The organism is Myxococcus virescens (assembly GCF_900101905.1).
GTDB classification, from domain to species: domain Bacteria; phylum Myxococcota; class Myxococcia; order Myxococcales; family Myxococcaceae; genus Myxococcus; species Myxococcus virescens.
On sequence record NZ_FNAJ01000007.1, the window covers coordinates 38,619 to 58,554 of the forward strand.

18 protein-coding genes are annotated in these 19,936 nt (G+C 69.5%); 9 read left to right on the forward strand and 9 right to left on the reverse strand.

Annotation, left to right across the window (positions count from 1 at the left end):
• Positions 1 to 70 precede the first annotated feature (70 nt).
• The 4 genes from BLU09_RS20945 to BLU09_RS20960 all read left to right on the forward strand — a co-directional run bounded on the left by BLU09_RS20945 (position 71) and on the right by BLU09_RS20960 (position 4,229).
• On the forward strand, positions 71 to 1,024 hold the full coding sequence (locus BLU09_RS20945; RefSeq protein WP_090491300.1) for a P-loop NTPase: 954 nt from the start codon (positions 71 to 73) through the stop codon (positions 1,022 to 1,024).
• On the forward strand, positions 1,021 to 2,829 hold the full coding sequence (locus BLU09_RS20950; protein WP_090491301.1) for a helix-turn-helix domain-containing protein: 1,809 nt from the start codon (positions 1,021 to 1,023) through the stop codon (positions 2,827 to 2,829). The genes BLU09_RS20945 and BLU09_RS20950 overlap by 4 nt, the downstream gene beginning before the upstream one ends.
• Before the next feature lie 85 nt (positions 2,830 to 2,914).
• Positions 2,915 to 3,178, forward strand: a complete 264-nt coding sequence (locus BLU09_RS20955) for a hypothetical protein (protein WP_011553384.1) — start codon at positions 2,915 to 2,917, stop codon at positions 3,176 to 3,178.
• Positions 3,179 to 3,188: 10 nt separating this feature from the next.
• The gene (locus tag BLU09_RS20960) at positions 3,189 to 4,229 is read left to right on the forward strand and encodes an RluA family pseudouridine synthase (RefSeq protein ID WP_090491302.1); all 1,041 of its coding nucleotides are present in this window, start codon (positions 3,189 to 3,191) and stop codon (positions 4,227 to 4,229) included.
• On the opposite strand, the gene BLU09_RS20965 is transcribed toward BLU09_RS20960, so the two are convergent.
• Positions 4,210 to 5,520 carry an HD-GYP domain-containing protein gene (locus BLU09_RS20965; protein WP_090491303.1) on the reverse strand — a complete coding sequence of 437 codons (1,311 nt, stop codon included), beginning with the start codon at positions 5,518 to 5,520 and terminating at the stop codon, positions 4,210 to 4,212. The genes BLU09_RS20960 and BLU09_RS20965 overlap by 20 nt on opposite strands.
• A 4-nt stretch (positions 5,521 to 5,524) precedes the next feature.
• Positions 5,525 to 7,291 carry a HEAT repeat domain-containing protein gene (locus tag BLU09_RS20970; RefSeq protein ID WP_090491304.1) on the reverse strand — a complete coding sequence of 589 codons (1,767 nt, stop codon included), beginning with the start codon at positions 7,289 to 7,291 and terminating at the stop codon, positions 5,525 to 5,527.
• Between the two features lie 158 nt (positions 7,292 to 7,449).
• On the opposite strand from BLU09_RS20970, the gene BLU09_RS20975 reads away from it, so the two are divergent.
• Complete coding sequence (locus tag BLU09_RS20975) at positions 7,450 to 7,785, forward strand: hypothetical protein (protein ID WP_090491528.1); 336 nt, start codon at positions 7,450 to 7,452, stop codon at positions 7,783 to 7,785.
• Positions 7,786 to 7,948: 163 nt separating this feature from the next.
• Here the strand turns inward: BLU09_RS20975 and BLU09_RS20980 are convergent, their stop codons facing one another.
• The 7 genes from BLU09_RS20980 to BLU09_RS21010 form a co-directional block, all read right to left on the reverse strand.
• A complete protein-coding gene (locus BLU09_RS20980; protein WP_090491305.1) occupies positions 7,949 to 10,414 on the reverse strand; it encodes an OPT family oligopeptide transporter in 2,466 nt (821 codons plus the stop codon).
• A 161-nt stretch (positions 10,415 to 10,575) separates the two neighbouring features.
• Entirely contained in the window at positions 10,576 to 11,463 is an 888-nt protein-coding gene (locus BLU09_RS20985; protein WP_020478755.1) for an RNA polymerase factor sigma-32, read from the reverse strand.
• A gap of 431 nt (positions 11,464 to 11,894) precedes the next feature.
• Positions 11,895 to 13,949 (reverse strand): transglutaminase TgpA family protein, encoded by a 2,055-nt coding sequence (locus tag BLU09_RS20990; protein ID WP_186817662.1) that lies wholly within the window; start codon positions 13,947 to 13,949, stop codon positions 11,895 to 11,897.
• Positions 13,946 to 14,914 (reverse strand): DUF58 domain-containing protein, encoded by a 969-nt coding sequence (locus tag BLU09_RS20995; protein WP_090491307.1) that lies wholly within the window; start codon positions 14,912 to 14,914, stop codon positions 13,946 to 13,948. The genes BLU09_RS20990 and BLU09_RS20995 overlap by 4 nt, the downstream gene beginning before the upstream one ends.
• Positions 14,911 to 15,891, reverse strand: a complete 981-nt coding sequence (locus BLU09_RS21000) for an AAA family ATPase (protein WP_090491308.1) — start codon at positions 15,889 to 15,891, stop codon at positions 14,911 to 14,913. The genes BLU09_RS20995 and BLU09_RS21000 overlap by 4 nt, the downstream gene beginning before the upstream one ends.
• A 95-nt stretch (positions 15,892 to 15,986) precedes the next feature.
• Positions 15,987 to 16,310, reverse strand: a complete 324-nt coding sequence (locus BLU09_RS21005; protein WP_090491309.1) for an STAS domain-containing protein — start codon at positions 16,308 to 16,310, stop codon at positions 15,987 to 15,989.
• Positions 16,311 to 16,495: 185 nt separating this feature from the next.
• Positions 16,496 to 17,227, reverse strand: coding sequence for a lytic transglycosylase domain-containing protein (locus tag BLU09_RS21010; RefSeq protein WP_090491310.1), 732 nt, complete (start codon positions 17,225 to 17,227; stop codon positions 16,496 to 16,498).
• 303 nt (positions 17,228 to 17,530) lie between these two features.
• On the opposite strand from BLU09_RS21010, the gene BLU09_RS38270 reads away from it, so the two are divergent.
• Genes BLU09_RS38270 through BLU09_RS21025 form a run of 4 tightly spaced genes read left to right on the forward strand, consistent with a single transcriptional unit; the run spans position 17,531 to position 19,902 of the window.
• Positions 17,531 to 17,689, forward strand: coding sequence for a lmo0937 family membrane protein (locus BLU09_RS38270; protein ID WP_020478757.1), 159 nt, complete (start codon positions 17,531 to 17,533; stop codon positions 17,687 to 17,689).
• Complete coding sequence (locus BLU09_RS21015) at positions 17,686 to 18,252, forward strand: hypothetical protein (protein WP_011553398.1); 567 nt, start codon at positions 17,686 to 17,688, stop codon at positions 18,250 to 18,252. Before BLU09_RS38270 ends, BLU09_RS21015 begins: the two co-directional genes overlap by 4 nt.
• Positions 18,253 to 18,299: 47 nt before the next feature.
• A complete protein-coding gene (locus BLU09_RS21020; protein WP_090491311.1) occupies positions 18,300 to 19,370 on the forward strand; it encodes a HupE/UreJ family protein in 1,071 nt (356 codons plus the stop codon).
• Positions 19,371 to 19,428: 58 nt separating this feature from the next.
• A complete protein-coding gene (locus BLU09_RS21025; RefSeq protein ID WP_090491312.1) occupies positions 19,429 to 19,902 on the forward strand; it encodes a hypothetical protein in 474 nt (157 codons plus the stop codon).
• Positions 19,903 to 19,936: the final 34 nt, after the last annotated feature.

Consider the following 19,936-nt stretch of genomic DNA (forward strand, 5'->3'; position numbering starts at 1 on the left):
GGGCATGCCCCAACCCTCGCCAGCGCCCTGGACCGAATCCCGTGTCCTGGGCCCCGCGGAGCCAGGCTCCATGGTCTCCGGCCCTCCTGGTCTGTCACGCCGTCCTCGTCCGCGGCGCATCATCGCCGTGGGAGGCGGGAAGGGCGGCATTGGCAAGTCCATGGTGTCCGCCAACCTGGGTGTGGCCCTGGCCCAATCCGGGGCCAACGTGCTGCTCGTGGACGTGGACCTGGGCGGCGCCAACCTCCACACGTGCCTGGGGGTTGGACAGCCCAACGCGACGCTGTCCGACTTCCTTCGTCGGAACAAGGCGCAGCTGGAAGAGGTCATCGTTCCGACGGGCGTGCCCCGGCTGTCGCTGATCGCCGGCGCGCAGGATGCGCTGGACGCGGCCAACCTCAAGTACGCGCAGAAGCAGAAGCTGCTGCGGACGTTGATGGGCACGTCGGCGGACTACCTCATCCTGGACCTGGGCGCGGGGACGAGCTTCAACACGATCGACTTCTTCATCCTCGCCGACCACGGCGTGCTGGTGATGCTGCCCGAGCCCACGTCGGTGGAGAACGCCTACCGCTTCGCGAAGGCGGCCTTCTTCCGCAAGCTCCAGCAGGTGGAGTCGCAGTACGGCATCGAGGACCTGGTGGAGGACGCGCTCACCACCCGTGAGGGGGCGCTGCGCACGCTGCATGACGTGCTGGCGCAGGCCCGGCGCAAGGACCCGGCCATCGCGGACCGCTTGGAGCGCGAGCTCTCCGCGTTCCGCATCCGGCTGATCGTGAACCAGGCGCGCACGGATGCGGACCTGTCGGTGGGCACCTCGGTGGCCGCCGCATGGAAGAAGTTCTTTGGCATCGAAATGGATGTCCTGGGTGCCATTCGCTACGACGACGAGGCGTGGCGCGCGGTGCGCAAGCGCAAGCCCGTCCTCATCGAGCGACCGGATTCCGCGGCGGCCACTGCCATTCAGGGCATCGCAACGCGTATCCTCACACTCGACGGCTCCCCTCAGCGTTCCACACCATGAAGCCCTTCGAGCAGCAGACCTATTACGAGATTCTCGAAGTCCCCGTCACCGCGCCGAAGGAGGAGATTCGGGCGGCGTATGAACGGCTGACGGAGCTGTATTCGCCGGACTCCATCGCCGTCTATGCGCTCGTGGACGAGGGCCAGGTGGATGAGCTCCGCACTCGGCTCGCCGAGGCGCTGGAGATTCTCTCCGACGAAGAGCTGCGTGCCGAGTACGACAAGGACCTGGGGCTCCCGGCCCGCCGGTTGATGGACGCGGTGTCGACCGGGGGCGAGGTGGCACACGCCGCCGCGCCGCTGGAAGCGCGCGCGGGGCTCGTTGGGGTTGCCGCTTCCGGCGCGGAAGATCAAACTGGCCACCTTTCGACGCAGGTCCCCGAAACGGGGACGAACGGGAGGACAGGAGCAGTGCGAGACGTGCCGGTGGAGGACTCGGAGACCGCGATGACGGGGCAGGGCGGGGAAGGGGAGGCCGGGGCCCATGCGACGGAGCCTCGGGTGGAGCCGGTGCCGGCGTCCTCGGGACATGCGGACTTCCGGGCGTCGTTTTTCCGTGGGTTCTCGTTCGCGTACGTGTCCAGCTCGTTGCAGGACACGCAGCGGATGGGGAGCGCGGTGGATGTTCCCGTTGCGTCGATTCAGCCCCAGGTTTCGGGGAGTGGAACGGGCACGGGGGCCGCGAGCGCTGAGTCGCAGCGAGAGGCCTCCGGTGCGGTGGCTGCGGCTCCGGTGGGGGAGCCGTCCGCGGCGCATGAGGCCGCTGCGGGGGGCCCTGGCGTCGTGGCGGCCAGCGCAACTGCTTCGGTTTCCCCAGGGGGGCCTGCGGTAACGGGCAGCGCGCCAGCTCTGGCGACGGCTCCCCAGGTCAGCGTCCCTTCTTCGGGCAGCGACGCCTCGGTGACTGCTTCGGCTACCGTGCCGACGCCTGGTCCGGCAGCAGGCGCTGTCAGTGCGCTGGCGCCGGTCAGCGATGCGCCTGCGGCGGCTGCCGTGCCGACGCCTGGTCCGGCAGGCGCTGTCAGTGCGCTGGCGCCGGTCAGCGATGCGCCTGCGGCGGCTGCCGTGCCGGCGCCCGCCTCGGCCGCTCCCGTCAGCGCCCCGGTGGCGGAAAGCAGTGCTGCGGTGGCTGCCTCGGCCACTCCGGCCAGCGGCCCAGCCGCCGCGCCGGCCCCCACGCAAGGCGCTCCGGTCAGCGCCGTGGCGGCGCTGCCCCCTTCGGCGCCTGCTACCGCCGCGACTGGCGCCCCAGCGTCGGAAGCCAGCGCTGAGCCCCACCCGCCGGTTCCAGCGAGTGCCAGCCCGGTACCGCCGGCCTCCCAGGCACCCGACGCCGAGTCGACCGCCCTCGTCCCTGTCCGTCCGTCGCCCGGCACGGAGGCTCAGCCCGAGGCGGGCCGGGCTGGAGCGCGTCCCGGGCGGCCCCTGGGAGACGCGCCGCAGATCGCCCAGGACTCCGCCATCGCCACGGCGGAGGCGGCCCTGGCGCAGGCGTCCCAGGCCGCGTCGCGGGCCCGTGAGCCCCGGCCTCGCATCCCGGACATCCCGTCCGATGCGGAGTTCAACGGCGAACTGCTCCGCCAGGTCCGCGAGGCCCGGGGGGTGACCCTCCAGCAGGTGGCCGACCGCACCCGCATCACGCGCATGCACCTGGAGAACGTCGAGGCGGACCGCTACAACCTGCTCCCGCCCTCGGTCTACCTGCGAGGTATCCTGATGAGCCTCGCCCGCGAGCTGGGGTTGGATCCACTCCGCGTGTCCAAGAGCTACCTGGCCCTGTCTTCTGAGAAGTCAGGCCGGAAGTAGGGGAGGCGCCCGGAAGTGCTCGGATGTCACCGGCGTTGCGAGGAAAGTTGACTCGCCTCCAGCCGCTGCCTAAGTAGGTAGCACGATGACGGACGAGGAAAAGGTCAAGGCGATGCGGCTCGCCCGTGCGATTGCCTCGGATATCTCGCTCTACAACGAGCAGAAGATCATCAAGGGAATCGAACAGGACAACCTCTTCGAGGTCCTCAAGGAGGAACTGGAAGAGGGCCGCGAGCTCTACAAGAGCCGCGTCAGCCAGGAGATCTTCACGAAGATGAACTTCTTCGAGCGGGCGATCAACGACATCGTCCTGCGCTCGAAGGCGCATGTGAAGTCGAAGATCTGGTAACCCCCTCCCCGTGGTAGCGCCTGACACGCGAGAGCACCGCGCTCCGCCCGAAGCTCGCGGCGAGCGCGTCGACCAATACCTCGCGCGCGCGTTCCCGGACCTCACGCGCTCTCGCATCCACGGCCTCATCGAGGCCGGGCATGTGCTCGCGGACGGCCAGCCGGCCAAGCCGGCCCGGCGTCTGCGCGGCGGTGAGCTGCTCGTCCTCCACATTCCGGCGCCCGTTCCCGCCGTCCCGTTGGCGGAGGAGCTGCCGCTCGCGCTGCTGCACGAGGACCGCGACCTGGTCGTCGTCGACAAGGCGGCGGGCATGGTCGTCCACCCCGGCGCGGGCCACGCCTCCGGCACCCTGGTCAACGCGCTGCTGCACCGGGTGAAGGACCTGGCCGGTGTTGGCGGCGAGCTGCGGCCCGGTATCGTCCACCGGCTCGACAAGGACACCACCGGCTGCCTCGTCGTGGCGAAGAACGAGCAGGCGCTGGTGGCGCTCCAGAAGGCCTTCAAGACGCGCGCGGTGGAGAAGACGTACCTGGCGCTGGTCCACGGCGTCCCGCCGACGGAAGGGCGCATCGAGACGCTCTACGGCCGTCACCCCGTCCACCGGCAGCGCTTCACGGGCAAGGTGAAGGAGGGCAAGAACGCCATCACCGAGTACCGCGTCCTCGAGGCCTTTGAAGGCGCCGCGCTGGTGGAGGTGGACCTGCTCACCGGCCGCACGCACCAGATTCGCGTGCACCTCTCCGAAGCCGGCCACCCGCTGCTCTGCGACGCGCTCTACGGCGCCGGACGCAAGGCGAAGGGCGCCGCGGCGGAGGCCCAGGAGCGGCTGGGGCGCCAGGCGCTCCATGCGTGGCGCCTGTCCTTCGCGCACCCGCGCACGGGCAAGGTGCTGAAGCTGGAGGCGCCCATTCCCGCGGACTTGGAGGCGGCCCTGACGCTGCTCCGGGCCACCGTCCCCGCGCCGCCGGAGACCCCGCCCGCCACCCGAAAGCAGCCCGCGCCCCGGAAAGCGGCGGGCGGCTCGAAGCGGACTACAGGCCGGACACGCTGAGCGACTGCTGGCGCTTGGACAGCACCTTCACGGGCTGAATGGCCATCACCCGCATGAAGACGGACAGCAGCTCCGGGTCGAACTTGTTCCGCATCTCCGACCACATCAGCATCAGCGCCACCTCCGGGCCGTAGGCATCCCGGTACGGGCGCTTGGAGGTGAGGGCGTCGTACGCGTCGCAGATGGCGATGATCTTCGCGTACACCCCGAGGTTCGTCTTCGGGATGATCATCTGGATGTTGCCGCGGGAGTCGCGCACGGCGGTGCCGAAGTCCGTCTTGTGCTCGAACGTCGTCACCACGCGCAGCAGCGTGGAGCGGCTGAAGCCCTTCTCCATCAGGATGTTGCGCACGGAGATGAGCGGCGCGCGCTGCACTGTCTGCTTCTCCTCGGGCGTCAGCGCGCCTCGCTTCGTCGACAGCTCCTCCGACAGCGTGGCCATGCCGGCGTCGTGGAAGAGGGCGATGTAGCCCAGGTCGCGCAGCTGCGGCTTCGTCAGCCCCAGCTCCGCGCCGAAGACGACGCTCATGAGGCACACGTTGACCTGGTGGTACACGAGGTAGTCGTCCTCGCGCCGCATGGTCGTCATGCCCAGGAAGTGCGTCCGCTGCTCGTAGGAGATGTCGACGAAGTCCTGCACCAGGCGCAGCGCCTTGGAGGCGTTGATGGGCTTTCCGGCGCGCACCGACTCCAGGTACTTCGTGAGGAAGAACACGGCGCGCGCGTAGATGGTCATCGCGTACTTCTTGCGGTCCACCTTCTGGTCGCCCGGGTTGTCCAGGTCCTTGTTCAGCTTCTCCTTCAGCTTGGAGAACTTGGCCACCCGCATGTTGAGCAGCTTGCGGTTGGACAGGCCGTCCTCTTCGGACGCGGTCGTCTGCTCCTTGCTGAAGATCCAGATGAAGTTCTTCAGCTCCGGAACGGTGACGGGCTTGGTGAGCGTGAATCCGCCCACGTCCTTCGAGCGCAGCTCCGTCAGCAGGTATCGCTGGTTCTCGATGGAGTTGAGGTCCACCTTCACCAGCATGCCGTTCAGGTAGAACGACTCCTTGACGCCCGTGAGCTCCAGGCGGCCTTCCTTGCCGATGATTTGATTGATGATGTCCTGGAGCTGGTGCAGCGGCTTCTGGAAGACCGCGTTCTCCGGGTCATACATCTTCACCGAGCGCACCAACATGTACAGGCCGGCCACCAGCGAGCGCGCCAGGACCTGGAGCTTCTCGTTGTGCTCGCGGCCGTACTCGTTGGTGTTCTCGTCCTGCGCCTGGGTGATTTTCAGGTTGTCGGCCATACGCCTATGCCTCCTCCGACAGCGCCGAGTCTCCGAAGAGCGCCTTCTTCGTCTGGTACATCGCCTTGCGAGCCGAGGTGAGGACCTCCAATGGCTGGTTCTTGTCCTCCACCACCGCCTGCAACAGCTTGTAGCCCTGGATGGAGCACGCGCCGCCCAGGCCGTGGATGGCCAGGAGCTTCTCCTCCAGCACGCGCTTCTTGTTGAGCAGCGAGGGCTTCGTCGCGAGCATCTGCTGCATCATCGACAGGGCGCCCGGGGTGCCTGTGGAGCCGATGGCCGCGTACACCGCGGCGCGCTCGTCGGGCGTCTTCTTGTCGAAGCCGGGCTCCCGCACCAGGCGCATCAGGTCCGCGTAGCCCTTGTCGCGGTCGAACTCCGGCAGCAGCTTCGCCGCCAGCATGCGCACCTGGGAGATGGAGTCCGTGAGTGCGTCCGCGATGATGCGCCGGGCCTCGCCCGTGCGGCCGCGGCCGATGATGTTGAGCACCTCCAACTTCACCACCAGGTTGGGGCTCTTGAGCACCTGGCCAAACATCTTCACCCGGTCCGGGTGGTTGCTCTTCTCCAGGATGTAGACCATGTCGCGCACTGTCTGCGGTCGCTCTGACATCAGCCGCGCGACGAAGGGCTCGGGCAGCTCGCGCGCGAAACCCGCGAGGGCGTCACAGAGCAGGGTGCGGTTGTCGGCGACCTCGATGCTCTCCAGCACCGACAGCAGGGGGATGATGGAGTCCCGGCCCAACACCTGGAGGTAGCGCGACACGTCCGCGGGGTTCTTCGGTCGCGTCGACTTGAGCGACTCGCCCACCCGCATCAGCCGCTGCTCCTCGCCCATCTTGTGGAGGAAGTTCTCCAACATCTTCGCCAGGTCCTCGCTGCCTTCGCGCTGGGACAGCGCGCGCAGCTTGAGGACGATCTGGTTGATGGTGCCGAAGTCGTCCTGGAGGAGGAGCATGTCCAGCAACTGCACGAAGATTTCCTCGAGCAGGGACGCGTCATCCACGCCGCCTTCCACCACCTGGAACACGGCGCTCACCAGCTTGGGGAACAGCCGGGCGTTCTCCTCCTCGGAGACTTCGCGCTGCAGCTTGGCCTTCAGCTCGTCCGAGGCATGCCGTCCACCCACCACGAGCCCGCGAATCTGCTCCACGCCGTCCAGCTTGGCGTCCAGGTCCTCCGCGGACACCCGCGCGAAGCGCAGGTAGTCATCCGAGTTCGTCTGCAGGCGCGAGTAGAGGTAGCCCACCACCTTGTCCACCTCGACCTGCACTTCCTCCTCGCTGGCGTTCTCCATGGAGAAGCCTTCCACCACCACGTACTCCACGTGCTCCATGCTCGCGCGCCACAGCTGCGCCAGCACGTCCTCCGCGCCGCGCTCCGGCTCGGACAGGGCGATGAGCGTGAAGGTGGTCAGCTCCTCCACCGTGAGACCCGGGCGGAAGATGAGCTGCCGGATGCCGTCGCGGAAGAACTTGTAGGGCAGCGGGGTGTCCTCGGAGAACAGCGACTCACCGAGGAGCAGGAAGTTCTGTTGCTCCACCTTCATCGACAGGGGCCCGAACTTGTCGGTGTAGGTGGCAATCGACTCGAGCGCCTTCCCGAGGAACTCCGGGAAGCGCGACTCGTTGTGGCGATACATCCCGATCTGCTTGATGCCCTTGAGCAGGTGGAAGGCGAATGTCTTCGCCAACTCAACCTTTTCGCGTGCTTCAGGCGAAAGCTGGGGCTCCGCGTTGGATTCCTGGATGGCTTTAGGGGGGTGGGCCATGCTGTCACCCGAGCCTAACCCGATTTTGGACGGTCACCCAGGAGTCGGCCCGTGGAAGCCTCATGGCTTGGGTGTCGTCCCCGTGACGGGGCATGAGAATGACGGGGATTCCTGGTTGTGTTGCCAAATGCGTCATCCGCCGGAACGGGGTGACGTCCATGGCGCGATTGCTGACGTGCTCGCTGCTGCTGGTTTCGTTGACGGGGTGTTTCCGGATGAGCCTCCGTTCCGGAGCGCCGCGCGGAGGAGCGCCCGAAGAGCAGACCGGCGTGAGCCTGGTCGCCGGACTGACGACCTCGAACGTGGTGGCGCCGGAGTGCCAGCACGGCTTCTCCCGCGTGGACGTGTATTGGCCGTGGTGGAGCCCCATCGTCTACGCGGCGACCTTCGGCATCGTCGCGCCGTTGCGCACGGAGTACGTGTGTGCGGAGGCCGCGGAGGCCGCTGGCCCCGTGCGGCCCGAGCCCGTGCCGTCCTCCCACTCGCCGCTCTGAGCGAGACGGCCCGGGTGGGTGCCCGCCGCCTCCTGGACGGGATTTCAGGAGGCACGCCGCACCCGCCCTGGAAATGAGCGGGGCGGCGAGGATTGCTCCTCGCCGCCCCAGGTGTCTCAGCAGTGTTTCACCCGGCCTCCAGGAGGAGGCCCGGGCACGTGGCCTACGCCTCCTTCTGCGGCGGCGGGGACATGGCGGCGCTCTGGCCCTTGAGGGCGGAGCGCAGCAGGAACAGCGTCAGGCCGGCGAAGAAGAGCAGGCCCCAGAGGTTGGACCACAGCGGGTGGGCGTGTTCGCTCTCGCCCACCATGTTGAGGAAGCCGCCCAGGCCGCCCTGATTGCCCAGCAGGGCGGGCAGGTTCAGCGCGCGGGTGCCTGCTCCGTCGGTGGCGATTTCCAGGAAGGCGATGAGCACGCCCGCGATGGAGCCACCGGCGATGAAGCCGGAGGAGAGCAGGGTGCCCGGCGAGAAGTCGGACTCGCCGCCGCGGATGCGGTCCACGAAGTAGCGCACCATGCCACCCACGAAGAGCGGCGCGCTGCTGCTGATGGGCAGGTACACGCCCACCGCGAAGGGCAGGGAGGACACGCCGCACAGCTCCAGCATCAGCGCGATGAACACGCCCAGGAGCACCAGGTCCCACGGCAGCTTCTGGGTGAGGATGCCGTCGATGATGAGCGAGAACAGCTGCGCCTTGGGCGCCGCGTAGCGCGTCAGCTGCTGGCCTTCATAGACGCTGACACGGCCGCCGATGCCCGGGTCCACCACGTACTGGATGGTGTCGGACTCATCGAGCAGGTACTTGCCCGCGGGTACTGGCGTGTCCGCGCCGCGCACGAAGCCTTCCTTGTAGGTGCGCTCCGGGCCGTCCGTGACGGCGCCCAGGTCCGCCACCTTGATGGGGGCGCCGCTGGAGACGTTGAGCGTCACCGCGCCCAGGTCCTGCGAGGACACGTCGCGCCAGCTGCGCAGCTCCATCGCACCGCTCTGCGTGTTCAGCTCGTAGCCCTGCGCCCAGACGGCCTTGCGCAGCGCCGCCTCGTCCAGGCCGCGGGCCGCCATCGCGTCAGCGGAGACGGCCCAGGAGAAGGTGTGCTGGACGCGCGTCTCGTTGGAGAACTGCGTCACCTTCACGCCCGGGTGGGGCTCGGGGATGGTGACGGTGGCGCCGCGGTTGAGCGTCACCAGCACCAGGCCGATGAACATCGCGCTGGTGAGCACACCGACGAACAGCGCCAACTGCTGGCGCCGGGGCGTACCGCCCACCAGGAAGGCCGTCTTGAGGTCCTGCGCGGTGGTGCCGCCGTTGGACGCGGCGATGCCGACGATGGCCGCCGTGGTGAGGGCCATGAAGCGGTCCTCGGACGACGTCCAGCCCATGAGCAGGTACACGAGGCAGGTGATGAGCAGCGTGGCCACCACCATGCCGGAGATGGGGTTGGACGAACTGCCAATCTCACCGGTGATGCGCGCGCTCACCGTGACGAAGAAGAAGCCGAAGATGACGATGAGGATGGCGGAGATGAAGTTCACCTCCAGCGGCGGCGCCAGCCAGATGGCCAGCACCAGCAGCGCGCTGCCACCCAGCACCACGGTGATGGGCAGGTCCTGCTCCGTGCGCAGCAGCTGCGGCATGGCGCCCTGACCCCGCGACGCCTTCAGCGACTCCAGGCTGCGCTTGAAGGCCCCGACGATGGTGGGCAGCGAGCGGATGAGGCTGATGAGACCGCCCGTCGCCACGGCGCCCGCGCCGATGTAGAGCACGTACGCATTGCGAATCTGGTCCGGCGACATGTCCCGGATGAGCTGGCCGTTGTGCATCAGCAGCGGCGTCTCCAGCCCGCTGCCGAAGAACGAGATGGCCGGGATGAGGATGAGGTAGCTGAGCACACCACCGGCGAAGGTGATGGCCGCCACGCGGGGGCCGATGATGTAGCCCACGCCCAGCAGCTCCGGGCTCACCTCGGTGGAGACGGTCGCGCTCTTGAGCCCCTGAAGCGGCGTGCTCAGCACCTCGCGGAACAGCTTCATGCCGGAGTAGGCGAGCTTGTAGACACCGCCCACGATGAATCCGGTGATGACGGTGCGGGCGTTGGTGCCGCCCTGCTCGCCGACGATGAGCACGTCCGCGCTGGCGGTGCCCTCCGGGTAGGGCAGCCTGCCGTGCTCCTGGACGATGAGGCCCTGGCGCAGCGGAATCATCATCAGCACGCCGAGCACGCCGCCCAGCGCCGCCGTGAGGAAGGCGTGGGTGAGGCTGATGTCGTAGCCCAGCAGCAGCAGGGCGGGGAGCGCGGCGGCCACACCGAAGGCGAGCGACTCACCGGCCGAGCCCGTCGTCTGGACGATGGTGTTCTCCAGGATGCTGGAGTTGCCCAGGGCCCGGAAGATGGCGATGGAGAGCACCGCGACGGGAATGGACGCGGAGACCGTGAGGCCCACCTTGATGGCCAGGTACACGGACGAGGCGGCGAACACGATGCCCAGCACCGAGCCGAGCACCAGGGCTCGAATCGTCATCTCCGCCGGAGACTTGTCGGGGGGGACGTACGGGGTATGGGCGACTTTCGCGAGTGTCTGCGCGACCGGGACGCGATCCTCGGAGATTGGCGGCGAACCGTGGGCCAAGCGGGGGGCTCCTTCGAAGGGAAACCGACTCCTTCTAGCAGGCCCCCGGCTGGCCGTGAAACAACGCCCTCAAATGACAAGCGCCTCCGCCGGTAGGGCAGAGGCGCTTCGGAGCGGGCCAGCCCCGGAATGCTGGGGCAACAGGCTGGGTCAATCCCGGCTCACTGCTGGGCGGCGACGGCCTCGGGGTCCACCTCGGCCATGAGCGCGGCCAGCTCCGACTTGAGCTTGTCCTTGGCGCGAATCTCCAACTGGCGGGCGCGCTCGCGCGAGAAGCCGAAGTGCTCCCCCAGCTCCTTGAGCGTCATGGGGCGCTCGTTCATGACGCGTTGCTCGATGATGAAGCGCTCACGCGGGTCCAGGCGCATCAGCGCGGTACGGACGCGGGCGTTGATGAGGCCTGCCTCCTCCTTGTCCGCGAACTCGTCGTCCTGCGGGGCCGCGGCGCTCACCACGAAGTCCACGTGGCTGTTGCCGCCGTCCTCGCCCATGGGCGCGTCCAGCGACAGGTCCCGGCCACCCATGCGCTGCTCCATCTCCCGCACCTCACCCGGCTTCACGTGGAGCCGGCGGGCGATGTCATCCACGTTCACCGCGGCGTCACCGCTGCCAAACTTCTCCAGCTCGCGGCGCGTGCGGGCCAGACTGAAGAACAGCTTCCGCTGCGCCTGGGTGGTCCCCAGCTTCACGAGCGACCAGCTCTTGAGGATGTAGTTCTGGATGTACGCGCGAATCCACCAGACGGCGTAGGAGATGAGGCGGATGCCCTTGTCCGGATCGAACTTCTGCACGGCCTTCATCAGGCCGATGTTCCCCTCCTGGATGAGGTCCGACATCTTGATGCCGTACGAGCGGTACTCATAGGCGACCTTCACCACGAAGCGCAGGTTGGCGGTCACCATCCGGTGCCCGGCCGCCAGGTCGCCCTTGAGGAAGCGGCGCGCGAGCTCCTGCTCCTCCTCCACCTTGAGGAGGGAGTAGTGGTTGATCTCCGAGAGGTACATCGCCAGGGAGCCGGAGTTGGACGACTGCTCGGTGGATGCCTGCATGAATGATTTCTCCGCCGGTGGGCCTCGCGGTGAGGCCGGGATGGATGGATTTCGTCTGACGACGTGACGAAGGGAGCTTGAGCAACAGAAATGCCAACCTGCCCCGGAGGGCCATTCCCAATGTCTGCGAGGGGTTGGCGTGCTCCAGCGGCGCGTACAGCGCCGCAATCCTGTAACCGTTACGTCGCACCGGCATGAATCGCCGGATGCGCTAGCTGTAGGAGCTTCAGAACTGTTCGCATTCAAGCCTCCCGGGGGCTGCGCAGGGCCGTGCTCCCAGTGAGGGCGCGGCCATTGGAGCGATGCCCGTCACACGACGTGGCCGCCCGCGGGAAAAGGCGTAACGACGCCTCGGGCCGCTGACACACCCAGGCCGCCGGCACGCGCGGTGGGCGGCCTGGCGGCCAGGCGCGAGGACCAAGGTCCGGGTGTCAGGAAGCGCGCGCTTGGGGCGGGCGAGTGCCCTCGCTGGCGACGCGCTGGGACTCCGTGAGAACAGCGCGTCTCAAGTCCGTCAGCAGCCGCGTCGCCTCTCCCTGCTGGAGCGGGCGACCGCCAAAGCGGGCTTCCAGGTAGCGCCGGGTGACGGGCGTCAGGGCGGGGGACAGCGGGTGCCGCTCCCGGGCGAGCCGAGCATCCAACGCTTCCAGTGTCTCACCGTCGACGCGTGTGATTCGCGCGGAGGCGAGCTGCGCCTCCACCGCGTCCGCGAAGCGCGTGGCCGCCAACGGCCGCTCGCGCGACAGGAACTGCGTCAGCAGCCGCCAGGCGGTATAGGCCGCGGCGGCCGCGAGCAGCGCGGCACCAAAGGCCCGGGGGGGCGGCGTGCGGCTGGGCGGCTCGTCCTTCTTCGGGACCTCGCGCGAGCGAGTGAGCGAGCGGACGACGGTCAGCTGATCGCGGAAGTTGTAGTCCAGGACGACGTCACGCCACTGCGACTCCACGACTTCATAGAAGTTGATGAGCTGCTCCAGCAGGCGAGGGGACTGGCTCGCGCGGTGGGCTGGCGGCGTCGCGTCCACGGTGATGAAGCCGCGCCCCGGCACCAGCACGTGCGTCCAGGCATGCGCATCACCCGCGCGAACCACGTAGCCCCCCGTCACGCGCTCGCCGCCGAAGAAGCCGGTGGCCAGCCGCGCCCGCATGCCCTGGGTGCGCAGCATCAACGTGAGCGCGGTGGCGAAGTGCTCGCAGTGTCCCTGCTTGCGCTGGAAGAGGAAGTCAGCGACCGGGTCCGGCACGTCGCCGCTCAACTCCAGCGTGTAGCTGTACTCGCGTTGCAGCCACGCGGACAGCTTCCGCGCGGCGGCCAGCGGGTCGCGTTCGCCATTCAGCACCCGCGCGGCTGTCTGGCCGACGCGGACGTCCAGCCCCTCCGGCAGCGACAGCAGGGCATCCTGCTCCTCCGGGGGCAGGTCCTGGACGTCGTCGCCGCTGGCGCCGGGCGGGAGGCTGTAGGCCTCATATGAATACGAGATGCCGGAGTCGCGGAAGCGCACCTCGCCGCCGCCCAGTTCGTGGATTTGCGTGCGCCGGGAGCCCACCTGCGTGTTGGCCACGGCGTTGCCCAGCCGCGAGGGCGTCTCCAGCGCCACCAGCGTGCGCGCGCCGTACGCGGGCATCAGCTCCACGTGCTGGTGGACCAGGTTCTCCTGGCCCGGACGCAGCGTCGTCATGAACTCGGAGCCGTGGCTGGTGGCGCGCGCGTTGGACCACTCCATGCCGTCGAAGACGTCATAGGTGCGGCCCACCCAGTACGCGTCGAGCGTTTCCTTCTCCGGGTCCGGGGTCAGGGTGGCGCGCAGCACGATGCGCGGGTTGCCCTTGATGGTGCCCGCGCCGCCCAGGCGCACGGTGTTGGAGAAGCCCGCGGTGGCCACGCCCAGGCCGGGCGAGGCGCCGGGGCCAATCATGTTCCAGTTGAGGCGGGGGAAGAGGATGAAGAAGGCCACGGCGCCCACCACGGCGAAGCCCACGCCCATGGCCAGCGGGCCCATCACCGCGCGCACCGGCACCGGCTCGCCTTCGGGGACCGCGGACTCCACCACGCCCAGCGCCAGGGCGATGCTGGCCAGCACGCCGAAGACAATCAGGAAGAGGCCGTAGACGAGCTCGCCGGAGAGCGCCGCGCCGCCCGCCACCATCAGCAGACCTGACAGGTGGACCTGGCCATCGGTGGCCGCGTCCGGCGTGGACAGCAGGCGCTGCGCGGAGATGAGGCCGGCGAAGGCACAGGCCGCCACCACCAGGTTGAGCGAGCCCGCGAGCACGTTCGTGCCCAGCGTCAGCGCCACGGCCAGCAGCAGCAGCGCGGTGAGCTTCACCCGGTTGGCGAAGGGGCGCCGCCCCGCCAGCGCGACCACCAGGGCCACGCCGTAGAGGACCAGCGACCAGAGGGGGAGCTGGCCCGACACCGCCATGGAGGCGAAGGCGGACCCGGAGCCCAGGTCTCGCAGCACCAGCCTCAGCCGCGTGCCCTTCCTCATGCCGCCTCCTCGCCACCGCGTGGGCGCTCGTACCCCAGCCACGCCAGCGCCCGCAGCAGGCGCCGCTCCTGGGCCGTGCCCGCGGTGGGCCGGATGCGCTCCTCCGGCGTGTCCAGGCCCACCTCGTGACCTTCCTCGATGAGCCGGTGGGCCAAGGCGGCCACTTCCTCGCAGCGGCGCTCGAGCGCCTCCGCGTCGAGCCCGTCCGCCACCGTCAGCACGAAGGTGCGCCGCTCCTCGTGCTCGCGCTCCACCCGCAGCAGCTTCCCGGCGGAGGCGCTCTTCATCCAGTGGATGCGCCGGGCGTCCTCTCCCGGCGCCAGCTCGCGCAGGCCGCTCAGGTCCCCGTTGCCGTCATTGCGGCGGGGGTTGCCCGCGTCGCCCACGGGGCCTTGCTCCGGCGCGCCCGGGTCCTGACAGGCGTAGGTCCGCCGCGGGTAGATGAGCAGCGTGCTCTCCAGCGGAAAGGTGCGCGTCTTGGCGAACAGCCCCAGCGGCCAGGTGGTGGTGACACGCACGCCCGTGAGCAGCACAGGCCCGCGCTGGGGCGCGGTGAGGTCCGCTCGCACGACGTGGTCCACGCCCGCGGGCAGGTAACCCACGCCGCCCGCGCCGGTGAGCGGCGAGTCCGCCTCCGACAGCGTGAGGGCGAAGGCGTGGCCCTGGCCGCGGGAGATGGCCCACCGGAAGGCGAAGGGCTCCTGGGCGAAGGCCGCGTCCGCGCCCACGCGCCGCACCGACAGGTAGCGCAGGCAGCGCTCGGACAGGACGCCCGACACCACCACCATGCTCAGCAGCAGGCCCAGCAGCAGGTAGAGGAGGTTGTTGCCGGTGTTGAGCGCGCCCAGGCCCACGCCGAACGTCACCACCAGATAGGTGCGCCCGATGCGCGTCACCTTGAGGGTGCGCGGCGGGCGGAGCCGCGAGCGAACCCGGGCCCACCATGACGGCAGCCGGGGCTTCACCGGGGCGCCGGGACCTTTCGGGCAATCTCCTCCAGCAGGTGCGCCGCCTCGTCGCGCGCGGTCAAGCCCTGCACGGCGCTGCGCAGCATGATGCGGTGGGCCCAGCAGGGCACCAGCACCGCGCGGACGTCACCGGGCGTGGCGAAGTCCCGGGCGTCCCACAGCGCGTGGGCCCGTGCGGCCGCGCCCAGCGCGAGCACCGCGCGGGTGGAGGCGCCTCGCTCCAGGTCGCCATGCGAGCGCGTGGCCGTGGCCAGCCGCACCACGTAGTCCGCGACCGATGCGTCCAGCCGCAGCGCCGCGGCGAACGAGCGCAGGGACGCCAGCTCCTCGGGCTCGGAGACGGTCTCCACCGCGTCCAGGGGCGGCGTGCCGTCGCGGGTGACGAGCAGCCCGGCCTCCACCTCCGGCGTCGGGTGGCCCAGGGACATGCGCACCATGAAGCGGTCCAGCTGCGAGTCCGGCAGCGGGTAGGTGCCGGAGAAGTCCACCGGGTTCTGCGTGGCCACCACCGTGAAGGGCGCGGGCAGCGCGTGCGTGGCGCCGTCCAGGGAGACCTGGCCCTGGGCCATGGCCTCCAGCAGCGCGGACTGGGTGCGCGGCGGGGCGCGGTTCAGCTCATCCGCCAGCACCAGCTGCCGGAAGAGGGGACCGGGGCGGAACTGGAAGGTGGCCGTCTGCGCGTGGAAGACCTGGGCGCCCAGCACGTCGGCGGGCATCAGGTCCGCGGTGAACTGGACGCGGGCGAAGCTCAGGCCGCAGGCCTTGGCCAGGGCCTCGGCGAGCGTCGTCTTGCCCACGCCCGGGACGTCCTCCAGCAGCACATGGCCGCCGGCGACCAGGGACGTCACCACGAGCTGGAGTTGGGAGGATTTTCCCTGCACCGCGCGGCCCAGCTGGGTGGCGATGCGTTCCATCGCCGAGCGCGCGTTTGCGGGGGAAGGCACCGGGGAGAGGGCGCGGGCAGGCTGGTTCATCTGCCGCCACTGTAGCCGACTCCCTCGATTGCCAACACGCCTCGCGTCCGGGCTTGCGGCGCGGACGCTCCCTCCCTCCCGAGGCGGCGAAGCGCCTACGCCAGGAAGACGTCCTCGGGCGTGTAGTAGGCGGGGCGCGGCGACGTCCCTGTGCCCACACCGAAGTACCGGAACATCCGCTCGTGGTGGGTGGCCAGGCCGCGCAGCTGGACGGGGCGCTCCACCAGGCCTCGCGTCAGGACGCCCACGGCGCTGTCCTTGAACTCCCGCAGGTGGGTGAAGTCCAGGACGACCTCACACCCACTCAGGGCGCTCAGAGAGGTCCGGACCTCTTCCGCCGTCTTGCCGTCCAGCGTGCCTTCCAGCCGCAGCGTCACGGAACCTGCGGACTCCTCACGGTGGATCTGTAGCCCCGACATTGCTGTGCTCTCCAAGTTGGCGCGGAGCCTGGGTTGGAGCGTCATCGCTCCAGTCCTTCCACGGAGGACCCGTGGGGTTCTCCCGCCCGGCGCACAGTGCACATGGTCCGCGGGTTTGGTTACCCCCCACATTGCAACTTTCTCGCGACTGTCGTGCAGCCGTCGCAAGGCTTGTTGCTCAGCGCTCAGCTCTTCTGGCCATTCGTCTTCTGGGCCTCTCGCAGCGTGAGCTGCTTCTCCTGAGCGGCCTTCAGCTTGCGGAATTCCTTCACGACCTTGGCGGGGTAGCCGGCCATGAACTTCGTGCGCGCTTCCTTCTTGGCCAGGATGCGGCGGGCCAGCCCGGGGCCGGCGTTGTAGGCGACCAGGGCCTTCTCCACGGTGCCGAAGCGCTGGATGAGGTCCGCCAGGTACGCGGTCCCCAGCTCCACGTTGGTCTCCGAGTCGAAGAGGTTGCTGGCGCGGCCCAGCCGCAGGCCGGCCTTGTCCGCCAGCCAGGTGCCGGTGTCCGGCATCACCTGCATCAGGCCCATGGCCCCGACGTGGGACACCGCGTAGTTGTTGAAGGAGCTCTCGCAGCGGATCACCGCCACCACCAGGAGCGGGTCGATGTTGTTGCGAGCCGCCTCCCGGACGATGGCCACCGCCAGCCGGCGCTGCTGCCGGGCGGGGAGGCCAGAGGCCTTCACCATCTCCGTGATGCCCAGGGCCTCGGCCTCGGCGTAGTGGGCCTCATCCTCGTAGAGGTGCAGCTTCGCAAGGGTCGCCTTCAGCTCGGCGTCGCGCTCGGCCAGCTTCGCGCGCAGCTCCGTCACCTCCGACCCCTCGCCCTGGGCGCCTTCCGGCACCTGCACCGGAAACGCGACCGCCCCCGTCCCCACCATCCAAGCCGCCACCGCCACCGTCCAGCCCCTCATCCCACCCCTCCCGGCGCCGCAGTGCCGCTCGCGCCCCGTGCACTCCTACGGATGTACTGACCTGCCGACGGAGCAACGCCTAAGCAGCCCGCGTGCCAGAGGTCGCACGTGGCGTGTTTCTCCTTAAGAGCGCCAACGAAATTGCCGTTGCTGGCGCGCGGGATTCCCCGGTGGAGCTGAAAAAATGCCCGGGTGGGGAAGTGCCGTTCCCAACGGGAGACTGTGAAAAGGACCGGGTTGCCCGTCCGGGTTCCTGTTCCTAGGTTTGCCCGCGCCAGGCTGTGGTGCGTGGGGAGGTGCGGCGTGTACTGGACGATGGGAATCATCCTGTTGGTGTTGTGGGGGCTGGGGCTGACCACCGGCTCCACCGAGGGCTACTGGGTCCATCTGCTGCTGCTGTTCGCGATGGTGGCGCTCCTGCTGGCGGTGGTGTCTCAGGGCCGCCGGGCGGCCTCGGCGTGAGGCGCGGGGCGCCCGAGGTGACGGGGGTGGAGCTGCCCCGGGACTCCGTGGGCTTCACGCGCCGCGAGTGCCCGGAGTGTCAGCGGCCCTTCAAGACGCGTCCGGGGCCCATGGACTCGCGCGCGGTCCTGCACAAGCTCCTGGGCTTCTACCCCTTCGAGAACGCCCACGAGTGCGTGGAGGGCATTCCCGTCTGGGGCTGCCCGTACTGCGGCTACCGTGCGGAAGCGGACGCCTTTCTCACGCCCGCCCAGCAGGGGCACCTGGAGGCCGTGGCGCGCGGCTGGGCCAACCACGTGCGGTACGAGCAGCTGGCGCACGTGGCGCGCACGCTGTCCGTCAACCCCAGGCCGACGTTCGTGGCGGTGGAGCCGGAGGCCCTGCCGGGCCCCATGGAGCCAGAGCCGGACGAGCTGCTGCGCGTCATGCCCATGCTCTGCTGTGGCGAAGAGGTGAAGGTCATCTGGGAGTGGGACCAGGCACTCCACTGCTTCTCCTGCGGCGCGCGGCATGATCCGATGAGCGGCCGCCAGCAGGTGGAGCTGCGCTTCGTCTCGGAGTAGCGCCCGGGGTGGACGCGGGCGGGCGGTGACGGCAGGCTGGAGGGGACATGACGTGGGTCTCCCCCCGGGCCATGCTCGCGTGCCTGCTCCTGGCCGCGGGCGCCGCCGCCGCGCACGACGCCGACATCCTCTATATCGAAGCGCACCGCGCCCGGCCCGAAGCGCCCGAGGTCCGTCAGATCCTGACGATGACGCCGGAGACGCTGGCCCTGCTCCTGGGCGACGCGGATGGGGATTCGCTCCTCACGCGGACTGGACTGGACGCGCGGCGTGACGCCATCGCCACGGGCATCTGGGATGCGATGCCGCTGGCTTCTGGAGCCTTGCCGTGCGTGCGGACCGCGCACGCCGCGGCGCCGAGGCAGGCCTTCGTGGAGCTGTCCGCCACCTTCACGTGCCCGCCGGGTGGAATGCGCCAGCGCTTCCTGCTGCTGACGCGGCTGCCGCCAGAGTACCGGGTGATCCTGGGCAGTGTGAGGGAAGGGGAGGTTCCAGGTTCCGTGTTCGCGGATGCCACGCGGCCGGAAGTGGACGTCCCGGAGGGCGGACGCGGCACGCCGCTGCTGAGCCGCTTCGCGGGCTGGGTGGGCCTGGGCGTGCGCCACATCTTCGAGGGCGTGGACCACCTGGCCTTCCTGCTGGCCGTGCTGCTGGTGGGGGGCGGCTGGAGGCGGGTGTTGCTGCTGGTGACGTCCTTCACGGTGGCGCACTCGCTCACGCTGGGGGCCGCCGCGCTGGGCTGGGTGGTGTTGGACGGAGTCCAGGCCCGGTGGGTGGAGGCCGCCATCGCCGCGTCCATCATCTATGTGGCGGTGGAGAACCTGGTGCTGCGCGAGCACCGGCACCGGGTGCTCGTCACCTTCCTCTTCGGGCTGATCCACGGCTTCGGCTTCGCGGGCGTGCTGGCCGGCTACGGCCTGGGCGAGTCCGTGGTGACGGCGCTGCTGGGCTTCAACGTCGGCGTGGAATTGGGCCAGGCGGTGGTGGTGGCGGTGTTGCTGCCCATCCTCCGCATGGTCCAGCGCCGTCCGGCTTTGCACACGAGGGCCGTGAGGGGACTGTCCATCGGAATCCTCGCGGCTGGTGGGTACTGGATGGTTGAACGCGCCCTCGGTTGAATCCCGCGCTCGGCGTTCCTACGTTGGCGACTTGAAGGTAGGGAACAGGGGGACGTCAATGGGTGCGAGGCATACCCGGTTGGCCGCGGCGCTGGCCGCCGCGTGGGAGGCGGAGGTCGTCTCCGCCCGGCGGATGACGGCGCTGGCGGAGCGAATCGCGGATGCGAGGGTCCGGGCACGGCTGATGGTGTTGGCCGCGTTCTGCCGGGCTCACGCGTCGCGATTGCTCGCACGGCTGGCCGCGCTGGGCCGAGGTCCACTGCCGGTTCCTCCCGAGGACATCGAGCTGGATTCGGATACGTTGCTGGAACTGCGCCGCGAGGGGGCCTTCGCCCGCGCGTCGGCCGCCCGCTATGAGACGACCGCGGAGCTGGCCCGTCAGCAGGCGGATCTCTCCTCCGCGTGGGTCTGCGAGCTGAACCGCACCGAGGAGCAGGACCGCTCCCGGGAGCTGCTGTCCCTGGCCGAAGGGGCCCTGGGGCCCGTGGTCCACACCGACGCGCCGGCCAGCGCCGCCCCGGGTGACTCATGAGGGAATGACATGGGTTTCTCGCTCTGCCGGTGAC

Bases quoted from the DNA above. Each gene is read 5' to 3' on its own strand.
- BLU09_RS20945 (WP_090491300.1), top strand. From the start codon at position 71: ATGGTCTCCGGCCCTCCTGGTCTGTCACGCCGTCCTCGTCCGCGGCGC.
- BLU09_RS20950 (WP_090491301.1), top strand. From the start codon at position 1,021: ATGAAGCCCTTCGAGCAGCAGACCTATTACGAGATTCTCGAAGTCCCC.
- BLU09_RS20955 (WP_011553384.1), top strand. From the start codon at position 2,915: ATGACGGACGAGGAAAAGGTCAAGGCGATGCGGCTCGCCCGTGCGATT.
- BLU09_RS20965 (WP_090491303.1), bottom strand. From the start codon at position 5,520: ATGGCCGACAACCTGAAAATCACCCAGGCGCAGGACGAGAACACCAAC.
- BLU09_RS20970 (WP_090491304.1), bottom strand. From the start codon at position 7,291: ATGGCCCACCCCCCTAAAGCCATCCAGGAATCCAACGCGGAGCCCCAG.
- BLU09_RS20975 (WP_090491528.1), top strand. From the start codon at position 7,450: ATGGCGCGATTGCTGACGTGCTCGCTGCTGCTGGTTTCGTTGACGGGG.
- BLU09_RS20985 (WP_020478755.1), bottom strand. From the start codon at position 11,463: ATGCAGGCATCCACCGAGCAGTCGTCCAACTCCGGCTCCCTGGCGATG.
- BLU09_RS20990 (WP_186817662.1), bottom strand. From the start codon at position 13,949: ATGAGGAAGGGCACGCGGCTGAGGCTGGTGCTGCGAGACCTGGGCTCC.
- BLU09_RS21000 (WP_090491308.1), bottom strand. From the start codon at position 15,891: ATGAACCAGCCTGCCCGCGCCCTCTCCCCGGTGCCTTCCCCCGCAAAC.
- BLU09_RS21005 (WP_090491309.1), bottom strand. From the start codon at position 16,310: ATGTCGGGGCTACAGATCCACCGTGAGGAGTCCGCAGGTTCCGTGACG.
- BLU09_RS21010 (WP_090491310.1), bottom strand. From the start codon at position 17,227: ATGAGGGGCTGGACGGTGGCGGTGGCGGCTTGGATGGTGGGGACGGGG.
- BLU09_RS21020 (WP_090491311.1), top strand. From the start codon at position 18,300: ATGACGTGGGTCTCCCCCCGGGCCATGCTCGCGTGCCTGCTCCTGGCC.
- BLU09_RS21025 (WP_090491312.1), top strand. From the start codon at position 19,429: ATGGGTGCGAGGCATACCCGGTTGGCCGCGGCGCTGGCCGCCGCGTGG.